This window comes from Pseudomonas sp. BF-R-24 (assembly GCF_019947335.1).
Classification (GTDB): domain Bacteria; phylum Pseudomonadota; class Gammaproteobacteria; order Pseudomonadales; family Pseudomonadaceae; genus Aquipseudomonas; species Aquipseudomonas jessenii.
Map to the genome: position 1 here is coordinate 212387 of NZ_JAGYGG010000003.1, position 12990 is coordinate 225376.

A 12990-nucleotide genomic window follows, 5' to 3' on the forward strand; every position below is an offset into this window, starting at 1 on the left:
AAGACTTAAACCAGTGCGGCCTGATAGCGCGCAGCGACTTGCGGCCAATTGATCACGCGGTAGAACGCGCTGATGTATTCCGGACGACGGTTCTGATAACGCAGGTAATAGGCGTGCTCCCAGACGTCGAGGCCCAGAATCGGGGTATTGCCGTTCATCAACGGGCTGTCCTGGTTACCGCTGCTTTCCACTACCAAGGTCTTTTGCGGGGTCACGCTCAGCCAGGCCCAGCCGCTGCCGAAGCGGGTCAACGCGGCCTTGGTAAAGGCTTCCTTGAAGCTGTCGAGACCGCCCAGTTGTTCATCGATGGCCTTGGCCAGCACGCCTTCGGGCTCGCCACCACCGTCGGGCGCCATGACTTCCCAGAACAACGAATGATTGGCGTGGCCGCCACCTTGGTTGATCACCGCCGTCCGTAGTTTTTCCGGCAGTTGCTGAACGGCGGACACCAGCTTCTCCACGGGCCACTCGGCATACTCGGTGCCTTCAACAGCCGCGTTCAGGTTATTGATGTAGGTCTGGTGATGCTTGGTGTAGTGGATCTCCATGGTTTGCGCATCGATGTGCGGCTCCAGGGCGTCGTAGGCGTACGGCAAGGCAGGCAAGGTAAAAGCCATGTTCAATGGACTCCATGATGATGAGGCGCAGGCGAAGCGGCATCGATGTGCAGCAGCCGATGGGTACGCGGATACTCGCCGTGCTCACTGATGAAATTCAGCAGCTCGACGTAGGTCTTGCTGCTCTGGCGCAACGCGGCTTCTCGCAATGTTTGAGGTAGCCGCGGGTCCTGCATGGTCTGCAGCAGCCGTTGGTGGATGGCACACAAATATTCGGCGCTCTCCTCCGGCTGATTCAGACGCAAGTGCAGGTCTGCCAGGTTGTGATGGGAAATCACGCAGGCCGCTACCGCTTCGTCGGCATCCGCCCAGCGCTCGAACAGCACCTGGGCCAGAGCCAATGCCTGCAGGTACGCCTCGCGGGCATCGACCAGTTCACCCAGCATGAAAAAGCGATTGGCTCTTTCGATCGTGCGTTTCCAGTGCTCCATGGTGCGCCTCCAAAGCGGTAACGGGGCTTAGACGCCGCCCGCAGTGAGTTTTTCCGGGTTGAGCAATTCTTCCAGTTGGCTGCGCGTCAGGTCGCTGTGTTCCAGCGCGACATCAATCACCGGCCGACCTTGCTGATAGGCCTTCTTGGCAATCTCGGCAGCCTTCTGGTAACCGATGATCGGGTTGAGCGCGGTGACCAGAATCGGGTTGCGTGACAGTGCTTCCTTGATCCGGCCTTCGTTGACCTTGAAGCTGGCGATGGCCTTGTCTGCCAGCAGACGACTGGAATTGGCCAGCAACTCGATACTGCTCAGCAGGTTCTGGGCGATGATCGGCAGCATCACGTTCAGTTCGAAATTGCCCGACTGACCGGCGATGGTGATAACACTGTCGTTGCCGATGACCTGAGCCGCGACCATCGCGGTGGCCTCTGGAATGACCGGGTTGACCTTGCCCGGCATGATCGAAGAACCCGGCTGCAAGGCTTGCAGTTCGATCTCGCCAAGGCCGGCCAGCGGGCCGGAGTTCATCCAGCGCAGATCGTTGGCGATTTTCATCAGCGATACGGCGGTGGCCTTTAGCTGTCCGGAGACGGCAACGGCAGTGTCCTGGGAGCCGATCAGCGCGAACAGGTCCTTGCCTGGCTGGAACTCAACCCGGGTCAATTTGCTTAGCTGCTGGCTGAAACGCGCCGCGAACTCGGGGTGGGCGTTGACACCCGTGCCCACCGCCGTGCCGCCTTGAGCCAGGGATTGCAGGCTTGGCTGCAAGTCCTGCAGATGGCCGATGTTGGCCTTGAGCTGCTGCGCCCAACCGTTGAGCACCTGGCTCATGCGCACCGGCATGGCGTCCATCAGGTGCGTACGCCCGGTTTTGACGTGATGATGAACCTGCTCGGCCTTGCGCTCGATGACCTGCACCAGATGTGTCAGCGCCGGCAGCAGTTGTTCATGGAGCGCCAGTGCTGCGCTGACGTGAATGGTGGTCGGGATGATGTCGTTGCTGCTCTGCCCGCAGTTGACGTGATCGTTGGGGTTCACCGCCTCGCCCAGCAAGCGGCTGGCCAGCGTGGCGATCACTTCGTTGGCGTTCATGTTCGAACTGGTACCGGAACCGGTCTGGAACACATCCACCGGGAAGTGCTGCATGAAATCGCCTTCGAGCAAGCCTTGGGCTGCGTCGACGATGGCTTTGCCCTGGGCTTCGCCGATCTGCTTGAGCTCAACGTTGGCGCGGGCGGCCGCTGCCTTGGCCAGGATCAACGCGCGGATGAACTGAACCGGCATCGGTTTGCCGCTGATCGGGAAGTTATCCACCGCACGCTGGGTCTGTGCGCCGTAGAGGGCGTCTTCCGGGACCTGAAGCTCGCCCATACTGTCGCGTTCGATACGGGTATTACTCATCGGGAGATCCTTGCATCAGTTCTATGAGAGGAATCGAGGGCTGCAACTCACAGGTAGCGAGTTGCCAGGTGTAGCTCTGCCAGCGCTTGAGGCGGCATTTGCACAACGAGAGGCGTTCCAGTTCGCGCAGCGGGCGCCAGGCCTGGTCAAGACAGTAAGTGCGCCAATGCCACGGCAGCGCGACATCGGCGGCGGTATCGAGTAACAATCGGAAGGAAGTTTCGGCGACGGTCCAGGGTGAGGTGGCCGTGCAACAAGCCAGGTACCGGCCTTCGGCCAGGTAGTGGTCGATCAGGCGAGGCTCGTCGGGGTTCATCGCGCAACGGATCTGGCGACTCATCCAGCGCCAGCTTTCGAGGTAAGGCTGCTCGTGCAAGGCAGAACTCATGATCCGGGGCTCATTCGATAATGAGATTTATTATTATATGATAATGAGAACCAAAACAAGCTCGAGACTCTGGTACACACTCAATGTGGGAGCGGGCTTGCTCGCGAATGCGGTGTGTCAGTCGATGCTTAGGGTGGCTGACACATCGCATTCGCGAGCAAGCCCGCTCCCACAGGGGTCGCGTGCAAGTCAAAAAAAAGGCGCGCCACCCAATGGGTGGCGCGCCTTTTGGTGAAGCGGCCGAGGCTTAGCTGCCTGCCACCGTCATCCGCTCGATCAGCACCGAGCCGGTGCGAATGTTGCTGCGCAGCTCCAGATCATTACCCACGGCAACGATCTGCTTGAACATGTCGCGCATGTTGCCGGCGATGGTCACCTCCTGGACCGCGAACTGGATTTCACCGTTCTCGACCCAATAACCCGCTGCACCACGGGAGTAATCGCCAGTCACCATGTTGAGGCCCTGCCCCATCAATTCAGTCACCAGCAAGCCACGCCCCATGCGCCGCAGCAACGCCGCCTGGTCTTCGTCGCCATGGGTGACGAACAGGTTGTGCACGCCGCCGGCGTTGGCCGTGCTCGGCATACCGAGCTTGCGGCCGGAATAGGTGCCGAGGATGTAAGACACCAACTCGCCCTTTTCGACGAACGGTTTGGCGTAGGTTGCCAAACCATCACCGTCGAACGCTGCACTGCCCATGGCCCGCATCAGATGCGGACGTTCGTCGATGGTCAGCCACTCCGGAAACAGCTTCTGCCCGAGGGTACCCTCAAGGAAGGACGACTTGCGATACAGGCTGCCGCCGGAAATCGCCGACAGGAAACTGCCGAACAGCCCCCCAGCCAACTCTGCGGAAAACAGCACCGGCACCTCGCAAGTCGGCACCGGACGCGCGCCCAGACGACTCGCCGCCCGTTGCGCAGCGCGTTGACCGATGCTCACCGGGTCGGCGAGCAGATTGCCCTGGCGGTTCACGTCGTACCAGTAATCGCGCTGCATCTGGCCATCGGCCTCGGCGATCATCACGCAGCTCAGGCTGTGCCGAGTCGATGCGTACCCGCCGATAAAGCCGTGGCTATTGCCATAAACGCGGCAGCCCTGATGGGTACTGAGGGTGGTGCCGTCGGCGTTCTTGATCCGGCTGTCGGCGGCAAACGCCGCGGCTTCGCAGGCCAGGGCCTGTTCGATGGCTTGTTCCGGAGTGATGTCCCATTGGTGGAACAGGTCGAAATCCGGAATATCGCGCGCCATCAGCGCGGCATCCGCAAGGCCCGAGGCTTCGTCTTCCGAAGTGTGTTTGGCGATGGCCAGTGCCGCGGCGACGGTTTCGCGAATCGCATCAGGACCGCTGGCCGAGGTGCTGGCCGAGCCTTTGCGCTGCCCCACGTACAAGGTGATGCCAAACCCCTGGTCGCGGTTGAACTCAACGGTTTCGACCTCACGCTGGCGCACCGAAGTCGACAACCCCTGCTCCAGCGACACCGCCACTTCACAGGCGCTGGCCCCCTGGCGCTTGGCTTCAGCGATGATCTGCTCGACTTGTTCCTGCAGTGCCGGCAACGCTTGTGGGCCGACGCTTTCAACTGCACTCATGCTGTTCTCCACTCAAATTCTGCTTTCGGTAACGGTCATCGAGCGACCGGGCCGGACAAGCGGCCCCCGACTGGTTATCATGGCGGCGTTTCTTTGCGGACGGCCACCATGGTTGATTCTTACGACGACTCCCTCGATACGGGAGAAAAAAGCAAATCCCAGGTCAAACGCGAGCTGCATGCTCTGGTTGACCTTGGCGAGCGCCTTACAACACTCAAGCCTGACTTGCTGGCAAAACTGCCCTTGACCGACGGAATGCGTCGGGCTCTGGCCGATGCGCCCAAGCACACCGCGAACATCGCGCGAAAACGGCACCTTCAGTTCATCGGCAAACTGATGCGCGATCAGGACACTGCCGCCATTCTGGTTCTGCTCGATCAACTCGATGCCTCCACCCGTCAATACAACGAACGCTTCCATAACCTGGAACGCTGGCGCGATCGTCTGATTGCCGGCGACGATGCCGTACTGGAAAAATTCGTCGTCGACTACCCGGACGCGGACCGCCAGCAATTGCGATCCCTGATCCGTCAGGCCCAGCATGAGGTTGCGCAAAACAAACCTCCTGCTTCCAGCCGTAAAATCTTCAAGTACATCCGTGAGCTGGACGAGACTCAACGCGGTCTGCGTTAATTCTCGAAGCGGGTGAGCTGCCTCGCAGCTCACCCGCAGCCTCACTTCTTACGACCCCGTGCCACCCACGGTGATCGCATCAATCTTCAGCGTTGGCTGGCCGACACCCACCGGCACCGACTGCCCATCCTTGCCACACGTACCCACGCCGCTGTCCAGCGACAGATCATTACCGACCATCGACACCTTGCTCATGGCTTCCGGCCCGTTGCCGATCAGGGTCGCGCCCTTGACCGGAGCGGTAATCTTGCCGTCCTCGATCAGGTACGCCTCGCTGGTGGAGAACACGAACTTGCCGCTGGTGATGTCCACCTGACCGCCACCCAGGTTGGCGCAGTAAATGCCGCGCTTCACCGAAGCGATGATTTCCGCCGGGTCGCTTTCGCCGGCGAGCATGTAGGTGTTGGTCATGCGCGGCATCGGCAGGTGCGCGTAGGATTCGCGACGGCCGTTACCGGTGCGTGCCACGCCCATCAGGCGGGCGTTGAGCTTGTCCTGCATGTAGCCTTTGAGTACGCCGTTTTCGATCAGCGTGGTGCACTCGGTCGGCGTGCCTTCGTCGTCGACACTCAACGAGCCACGGCGACCGGCCAGGGTGCCGTCATCGACAATGGTGCACAGCTTCGACGCAACCATCTCGCCCATGCGACCGCTGTAGGCCGAACTGCCCTTGCGGTTGAAGTCGCCTTCCAGACCATGACCGACCGCTTCGTGCAGCAACACGCCCGACCAGCCGGAACCGAGCACCACCGGCAAGGTACCGGCCGGTGCCGGAATGGCTTCGAGGTTGACCAGCGCCTGGCGCAACGCTTCACGGGCATAGCCCATGGCGCGGTCTTCGCCGAGGAAATAACGGTAATCGGTCCGACCGCCACCGCCATGACCCCCGCGCTCGCGGCGACCGTTCTGCTCGACGATCACACTGACGTTGAAGCGCACCAGCGGCCGTACATCCGCCGCCAGACCGCCGTCGGTGGAAGCCACCAGAATCCGCTCCCAGACACCGGCCATGCTCACGGTGACTTGCTGGATGCGAGGGTCGAGGGCGCGGGTCGCGGCATCGATTCGCTTGAGCAAATCGACTTTCTCGGCACGGGTCAGCACTTCCAGGGGATTGTCCGGCGCATACAACTGCGCGACATCCTGGCTGGTGAATGCCTGCACGGTGCCATGCTGGCCAGCGCGGGAAATCGAACGGGCGGCCCGCGCCGCCGCGCCAAGGGCTTCCAGGGTGATGGCATTGCTGTAGGCAAAACCGGTTTTTTCACCCGATTGCGCGCGCACGCCCACACCTTGGTCAAGGTTGAAGCTACCTTCCTTGACGATGCCGTCTTCCAGCGCCCAGGACTCGGAGATCTGCCCCTGGAAATACAGGTCGGCCGCATCGATGCCCGGCCCGGCCAGGTCGCCTAGCACGCCTTGCAGGCTCTCGATCGTGACGCCACCGGGCGCCAGCAGGTGTTCACTGACTGAGGACAACAACTCGCTCATATGCTTTACGCCTTAAATTCGTCGTTCTGATGCAGGTCGCTGGGCGCCCTGCGAGAAAAAGCGCCGGTGACTGGACACCGGCATCCGCGCCCGGATGGACGCCTGTTCGCTGCTGTCGCGTTCGGCCAGCAGCACGGCCTCGCCTTGATCCTGTTGTGCCAGCACACGCCCCCACGGGTCGATGATGGCAGCATGACCGAAAGTTTCCCGCGGCCCCGGATGCGTCCCACCCTGGGCAGCCGCGAGCACATAACATTGTGTCTCGATGGCCCGTGCGCGGATCAGCACATCCCAATGCGCCGCGCCGGTCACCGCCGTGAAGGCCGAAGGGGCGGTAATCAGTTCCGCGCCGGCCGCGCGCAATTCGCTGTACAGCTCCGGGAAGCGCAAGTCGTAACAGACCGTCAGGCCAACCCGCCCAACCGGTGTGTCCGCCACCACGACCCCACTGCCATAAGCATAGTCATCGGATTCACGATAACGGCCGCGATTGTCGGCCACGTCGACGTCGAACAGGTGCAGCTTGTCGTAGCGCGCCACCGTTTCACCCTGGTCATCGACCAGCAACGAACAGGCATGCACCTTGGCCGCCGGTTGATCCACCGGCGGCAACGGCAACGTGCCGGCCACAATCCATAACTTGAGGTCGCGTGCGGTCTGTTTCAACCAGGGCAGGATCGGGCCTTCGCCCAGTGCTTCGGCGCGTCCGATGTCGGCAATGTCGCGCCGGCCCATGGCGGCGAAGTTCTCCGGCAATACCGCGAGCTTCGCGCCACCGGCAGCCGCTTGCTCGAGCAGCCGACGGGCCTGGGCCAGATTGGCCAGCACATCGCTCTGGCTGACCATTTGAATCACCGCTAGAGACATGGCCTTTTCCTTATTGAAACCAACACAGACCTTGTAGGAGCGAGCTTGCTCGCGATGAGTTTGAATGCGACGCGTTTTTTCAGACAGCCTGCGTCATCGTTCACGTCCATCGCGAGCGGGCTCGCTCCTACAAGGGGCGAGCCGCAATGGCCATGCTACTCCATAGGCCCGAAGGATGGCGTTTCAAAAAGCCTTGTCGAAGGTGATTTTCGGTTCTTTCCACGGCCCTTTGACGGTGTACTTCACACTGGCGAAACGGGCGACCCGGTCTCCGATCAGCTTGTCGATCAGGAACAGCGCCCCGCCGACCGCAGGTGCACCGACGATCAATGCGGCAATCGGCAGGTTATTGGTCACCGGCAAGGTCACCATCAGTTTCGCATCGATCTGATCGGCCACCATGTTCAGGGTGCCGTCGAGTTCAATGGTGCTCGACGGGCCCGTCAGCTGGATCGGCTTACGGGTGACATACACACCATTGGTCCCGACCAGCAGCCCCTTGACCCGGTCATAACTCAGGCCTTTGCCGAACAGGTCGGAGAAATCCAGGCGCAGGCGCCGGCCGATGGAGTTGAAGTTGAGCAAGCCAAATACCCGCAGCGCCTGGGCACTGCCCTCAACCTCGACGAACTGACCCTGATTAAGGGTCGCATCAAGCGTGCCGGAGAAACGCTTGGTCGCCACCCAGGCCGGTGAGCCGGGCCAGCGGCCATCGACATCCATATAGAAGTCCTGGCTGGTGACGCTCGGCGCAAACCCCCAGCCCTTGAGCACATCGGCGAGGTTCTTGCCGCTGATACGACCCTTGTACCAGCTGTTGCTGGCGCCAGGCACGCCTTCCCAACCACCGCTGCCCACCAACAGCATGCCCTTGAGGCCCAGGTCCAGGGAGTTGAACTCTATGCCCTTGGGCGTCGGACGAATTTTCAGCGACCAGCCCCCCACCAGATCCTGCCCCTGGAATAGCTGATTGATGGTGATGTCCATCGCGGGGATTTTTGTCGGGTCCACCGACGCCAGCGGATCCGGCGAATTTTCATCGGCCAGCACGGTCGGGTCCGGTGCGGGCAGGCGCACAGTTTGCAGATTGATCGTGATCGGCGTGGCTTTCGCATCGGGAAGGCTGGCGCTGCCATTGATCTGCTGGCTGTCCAGTTGTAGCGCCCAGGCGGAAGGCTTGCGCGCCAGCTGGATCGAGGCCTGATCGAGGGTGGTGCCGATACCGCTGAGTTTGCCCACCTTGAAATCCGCGCCGCTGAGCAGTTGCCTGGCGCTGCCGCCGGGGTCTTGTCCGGCGTATCTGTCCACCAGATCCTTCCACGGGCCAACGTCCAGCTCCGACAGCACGCCCCGTATCCGCAAGCCTTTGGTGCCAGGCAAGACGGACTCGCCGCCACCGAGGAACAACTCCCCGCGACCGTCGGCGAAACTACTGGCCGGGGCCGCGAACGTGAAACTCGCCAAGTCCCCGTAGTTGACCCAATAACGCCGCTCGTCGCCCTGCAAGGTCATGCGGAACGTGGTGTCGCGCCCGGCCTCGGAGGTTATGCCGAACGGTGCAGGCAAATCGACGGCCACGCCCTTGAGGCTGGAATTGACCATCAACTGGCTGTCGGCGCCGTCCAGGGTCAGTTGCAGTTGATACGGGATCACACCGTTCACCGGCAGAGGCTGGGTGACCTTCAGCCAGTCGGTCAGTTTCTTGACCTCGACCTGCCCTGACGCGGCCACCCGGGTACTGTGCTTGCCCGGGCTGCCATCGGCAAATATCTGTGCGGTGACCGGTTTGTCAAACGCCCGGGCGCTGATGTTCTGCCCGCTCAGGCCTTTGCCGCTGTCGAAACGGAAATCACCTTTGAGTTGGGTCAGTTCCAGCGCAGGTTCGGCCAGTTTCAAGCGCGCCTTGGCGGTCTTGAAATCGACGAGGATCTTCGGCTCCTCGCCTTTTGCCAGGGGAATATCGAGCTTCAACTTGCCTTGCAGGTCACCCTCGCCTTCCCAGCCGGCAAAGGTTGCTGCGGTGCCGATCGGTGCTTCCTGAAGGATTTTCAAGCCATCGCCCAAACCGCCGGAAAATCCGCCATCGAGGAACAAATGAACGTTCTGTCCGGCCGGCACATGGGGAATGTCGACGTAGATATCGTTGACCTGGGTGTCGAGCAACTGGCCCTTGCTGGCCAGAATCCGCACGCCGCTGTCTTCGACAAACACATCGCCGCTGACCTTGCTGACATGGGGCCAGCCCGGCTGGAAGGCCAGTTCGGCATCGTGAACCTTGAAGTACAGGCTGATGCTGCGATCGACGTCCGCGGCACCGGGGCTGAGCGACCCTTGATACTGGAAGAAGCCTTGATCCACCGCGCCCTTGAGAATCGCCGTGCGCAGCCATTCGTCCAGCGCCGGACTGAGGACCGTCGGCAAGTACTTGGCAGTGTAGCGACCGTCACCGTCCACCAGGCCGACCCGCAAGTCCATGTAATCTTCCCGGGTGTGATCGAAATACAGGCGAATCAGGAAGTCGCCGGCGATCTTGCCTTCCTCGCCCAGCACTTTCAGATACGGCGCGATCAGGGTGAAACCTTCTTTATCGAGTTTCCAGGTCAGCCGCGCATTGGCCTGAATGTACTGCCATGGCTTGGCGAAAATCGGGTCCAGGTGCAGCATGAAATCCTTGCTGTCCATGCGCAGTTCGCCGTGCCCCAGGTCACCGCCGATGCTGCCGCTGACATTTCGCGCCGCCGGCGCACCGTGATAGGCGTCGAAGCCCACCTGGTCGAGGTTGGCGGCAAACCCGAACTTGCTGTCGTCAGTGGCATTGGGGCGGAAGTCGACCAGCACGTTACGCAGGCCGCCCGTGACCTTGAGCCGCTCGACGACCGTGGCAAAACCCTCTGGTAACGGCGCCAGGGCGTTGAGCAGCGGGGTCAGCGGCGTGAGATCAACCCGGTCGGCTTGCAGGTGCCAGAGTTCTTCGGCTTTATCGGTGGCGGCGTTTTGCGTGAGCTGCAGGTGCGTTTCCCAGCGAGTCTCGCCGAAGTTCATCGCCAGGGAGTCCAGAGTCAATGACGCACCTTTGGCACTGCGCTGGAAGTAACCATTGAGCGCCAGGTTATTGATCTGGACCGGCTTGCGCTCGGCGTAGGCACCCTTGAGTTGTGGCGCGTTCACGCGCACCGCAGCGCTTTGCAAGGTGCCTTTGCCCCAGGTCACCCACAGCTCGCCGCCGGCCTTGATCTCGGAAAAATTCCACTGTTGGGTCAGACGTTCAGGCAACCACTTCGACCAGTCGCTTTGCGGCAGGCTCAGGTAGACCTCGGCTTCTCCATCCTTCCATTGGCTGGCTCGAATACGGGTACGCAGGCTCATGGCCACCGGTTGCCCGTCCGGCAGGGTCAGCCGTGCGTCGAGCCGCTGCCGTGACGCCCCGGTTTTCAGATTCAGGCCGACATAAGTCAAGGTCAGCGGCGATTCGCCAAACGGCTGCAAGGTCACCTGGCTGTCGAGCACCGACAGTTGCTGGATCATCTGCATCTGATTGAGCAGTTGCTCCGGATCGGTGGGCTGGTCCTGACGCATCGGCAAACCTTCCAGAGCCCACTGACCGCCCTCACCTTGCCTGAGGTTGATCTTGAGGCCGCTGAACTCCAGATGAGCGATGCGTACCTGACGAGCCAACAGGCTGGCCCAAAGGTCCGGCACCGCGCGCACCTGATCCAGGTGCAAGGCATTGGCGCCGTCGCCGACCGTCACGTCGCGGGCCATCAATATAGGGGCGAACCCACTCCAGTTGCCTTCGAGCTCGCCGATCTGCAACGGCATGCCCAACGCATCGCTGGCTTTGGTTTCGATGTCGGCGCGGTACTCGGCGACTAGCGGCGTCAGCTCCCGGCCAAGGCTGACGTAGAGCGCCATCAACACCAAAACCAACGCGCACAGGCCCAGACCCCAGCGGGTCAGTGCGGCCAATATGCGTGTCAGACGGTCCATGTCAGGTGGCCCCCATGGCAAAAGTTTTGCAAAAAGCTGAGGCCAGCCATTCTCGAACAATCAAAACAAAACGCTTCAGAGCAGCACCACGTCGTATTGTTCCTGGGAATACATGGTTTCGACCTGGAAGCGGATGGTGCGCCCGATAAACCCTTCCAGTTCGGCAACGTTGCCCGACTCTTCGTCGAGCAGGCGGTCCACCACTTTCTGGTTTGCCAATACACGATAGCCTTCCGCCTGATAGGCGCGAGCCTCGCGCAGGATTTCACGGAAGATTTCGTAGCAAACGGTTTCCGGGGTCTTGAGCTTGCCCCGTCCCTGACAGGCATTGCACGGCTCGCACAACACCTGTTCAAGGCTTTCTCGAGTGCGCTTGCGGGTCATCTGCACCAGGCCCAGCTCGGTGATACCGATGATGTTGGTCTTGGCGTGATCGCGCTCCAGTTGCTTTTCGAGCGTGCGCAACACCTGGCGCTGGTGCTCTTCATCTTCCATGTCGATGAAGTCGATGATGATGATTCCGCCCAGGTTACGCAGGCGCAATTGACGGGCGATGGCCGTCGCGGCTTCGAGGTTGGTCTTGAAGATGGTCTCTTCGAGATTGCGGTGGCCGACAAACGCCCCGGTATTGACGTCGATGGTGCTCATGGCTTCCGCCGGATCGACCACCAGATAACCGCCGGACTTGAGCGGGACCTTGCGTTCGAGTGCCTTCTGGATTTCGTCTTCGACGCCATACAGGTCGAAAATCGGCCGCTCGCCCGGGTAGTGCTCCAGGCGGTCAGCAATCTCGGGCATCAGTTCGGCGACGAATTGCGTGGTTTTCTGAAAGGTTTCCCGGGAGTCGATGCGGATCTTCTCGATTTTCGGGCTCACCAGATCACGCAGGGTGCGCAGCGCCAGACCGAGGTCTTCGTAGATTACGCTAGGCGCACTGATGGTTTTGATCTGGGCGTTGATCTGATCCCAGAGACGGCGCAGATAACGGATGTCCATGAGGATTTCATCCGCGCCGGCACCTTCGGCTGCCGTGCGCAGGATGAAACCGCCAGCTTCCTTGATACCTTCCTTGGCCACGCAATCAGTGACCACCTGTTTGAGGCGTTCGCGCTCGGCTTCGTCTTCGATCTTCAGAGAAATGCCGACATGGGCCGTGCGCGGCATGTACACCAGATAACGTGAAGGAATCGAAAGCTGGGTGGTCAGGCGTGCGCCTTTGGAACCGATCGGATCCTTGGTCACCTGCACCACCAGGCTCTGGCCCTCGTGCACCAGTGCACTGATGCTCTCGACCGCCGGGCCTTCTCGCACGGAAATTTCCGACGCATGAATGAACGCGGCACGGTCCAGGCCGATATCGACGAATGCCGCCTGCATTCCAGGCAATACCCGCACGACTTTGCCTTTATAGATGTTGCCGACGATCCCGCGCTTTTGCGTACGCTCGACGTGGACCTCTTGCAGGACACCGTTTTCGACCACCGCCACGCGCGACTCCATCGGCGTGATGTTGATCAGAATCTCTTCACTCATGGCAGGGTCTCGTTCAGGCATGTTCACGATAATGGCCGCATCTGT

At 61.1% G+C, this 12990-nt stretch carries 10 protein-coding genes; 1 reads left to right on the forward strand and 9 read right to left on the reverse strand.

Going from position 1 to position 12990, the window contains the following annotated elements; translation table 11 throughout:
- Window positions 1-5: 5 nt before the first annotated feature.
- The 5 genes from KGA98_RS03945 to pmbA form a co-directional block, all read right to left on the reverse strand.
- Window positions 6-617, reverse strand: coding sequence for a superoxide dismutase (locus KGA98_RS03945; RefSeq protein ID WP_218494923.1), 612 nt, complete (start codon window positions 615-617; stop codon window positions 6-8).
- A gap of 2 nt (window positions 618-619) precedes the next feature.
- On the reverse strand, window positions 620-1048 hold the full coding sequence (locus KGA98_RS03950) for a hypothetical protein (RefSeq protein WP_090453088.1): 429 nt from the start codon (window positions 1046-1048) through the stop codon (window positions 620-622).
- A 27-nt stretch (window positions 1049-1075) separates the two neighbouring features.
- Window positions 1076-2452, reverse strand: coding sequence for a class II fumarate hydratase (locus KGA98_RS03955; RefSeq protein ID WP_223501372.1), 1377 nt, complete (start codon window positions 2450-2452; stop codon window positions 1076-1078).
- Entirely contained in the window at window positions 2445-2840 is a 396-nt protein-coding gene (locus KGA98_RS03960; RefSeq protein ID WP_090453084.1) for a FagA protein, read from the reverse strand. Before KGA98_RS03960 ends, KGA98_RS03955 begins: the two co-directional genes overlap by 8 nt.
- A gap of 247 nt (window positions 2841-3087) precedes the next feature.
- The gene (gene pmbA / locus KGA98_RS03965) at window positions 3088-4434 is read right to left on the reverse strand and encodes a metalloprotease PmbA (protein ID WP_057716426.1); all 1347 of its coding nucleotides are present in this window, start codon (window positions 4432-4434) and stop codon (window positions 3088-3090) included.
- Window positions 4435-4542: 108 nt separating this feature from the next.
- Here pmbA and yjgA point away from each other — a divergent pair, with 108 nt between their 5' ends.
- Window positions 4543-5067, forward strand: coding sequence for a ribosome biogenesis factor YjgA (gene yjgA / locus KGA98_RS03970; RefSeq protein WP_056728351.1), 525 nt, complete (start codon window positions 4543-4545; stop codon window positions 5065-5067).
- A 48-nt stretch (window positions 5068-5115) separates the two neighbouring features.
- On the opposite strand, the gene tldD is transcribed toward yjgA, so the two are convergent.
- The 4 genes from tldD to rng all read right to left on the reverse strand — a co-directional run bounded on the left by tldD (window position 5116) and on the right by rng (window position 12945).
- On the reverse strand, window positions 5116-6558 hold the full coding sequence (tldD, locus tag KGA98_RS03975; protein WP_223501375.1) for a metalloprotease TldD: 1443 nt from the start codon (window positions 6556-6558) through the stop codon (window positions 5116-5118).
- A 12-nt stretch (window positions 6559-6570) separates the two neighbouring features.
- Window positions 6571-7425, reverse strand: coding sequence for a carbon-nitrogen hydrolase family protein (locus KGA98_RS03980; RefSeq protein WP_218494920.1), 855 nt, complete (start codon window positions 7423-7425; stop codon window positions 6571-6573).
- Window positions 7426-7608: 183 nt separating this feature from the next.
- Entirely contained in the window at window positions 7609-11412 is a 3804-nt protein-coding gene (locus KGA98_RS03985) for a YhdP family protein (protein WP_223501384.1), read from the reverse strand.
- A gap of 75 nt (window positions 11413-11487) precedes the next feature.
- Window positions 11488-12945: a ribonuclease G gene (gene rng, locus KGA98_RS03990; protein WP_090453080.1), complete on the reverse strand. Its 1458-nt coding sequence runs from the start codon at window positions 12943-12945 to the stop codon at window positions 11488-11490.
- Window positions 12946-12990: the final 45 nt, after the last annotated feature.

Bases quoted from the DNA above. Each gene is read 5' to 3' on its own strand.
- rng (WP_090453080.1), bottom strand. From the start codon at position 12,945: ATGAGTGAAGAGATTCTGATCAACATCACGCCGATGGAGTCGCGCGTG.
- KGA98_RS03980 (WP_218494920.1), bottom strand. From the start codon at position 7,425: ATGTCTCTAGCGGTGATTCAAATGGTCAGCCAGAGCGATGTGCTGGCC.
- KGA98_RS03950 (WP_090453088.1), bottom strand. From the start codon at position 1,048: ATGGAGCACTGGAAACGCACGATCGAAAGAGCCAATCGCTTTTTCATG.
- KGA98_RS03960 (WP_090453084.1), bottom strand. From the start codon at position 2,840: ATGAGTTCTGCCTTGCACGAGCAGCCTTACCTCGAAAGCTGGCGCTGG.
- pmbA (WP_057716426.1), bottom strand. From the start codon at position 4,434: ATGAGTGCAGTTGAAAGCGTCGGCCCACAAGCGTTGCCGGCACTGCAG.
- KGA98_RS03945 (WP_218494923.1), bottom strand. From the start codon at position 617: ATGGCTTTTACCTTGCCTGCCTTGCCGTACGCCTACGACGCCCTGGAG.
- tldD (WP_223501375.1), bottom strand. From the start codon at position 6,558: ATGAGCGAGTTGTTGTCCTCAGTCAGTGAACACCTGCTGGCGCCCGGT.
- KGA98_RS03985 (WP_223501384.1), bottom strand. From the start codon at position 11,412: ATGGACCGTCTGACACGCATATTGGCCGCACTGACCCGCTGGGGTCTG.
- KGA98_RS03955 (WP_223501372.1), bottom strand. From the start codon at position 2,452: ATGAGTAATACCCGTATCGAACGCGACAGTATGGGCGAGCTTCAGGTC.
- yjgA (WP_056728351.1), top strand. From the start codon at position 4,543: ATGGTTGATTCTTACGACGACTCCCTCGATACGGGAGAAAAAAGCAAA.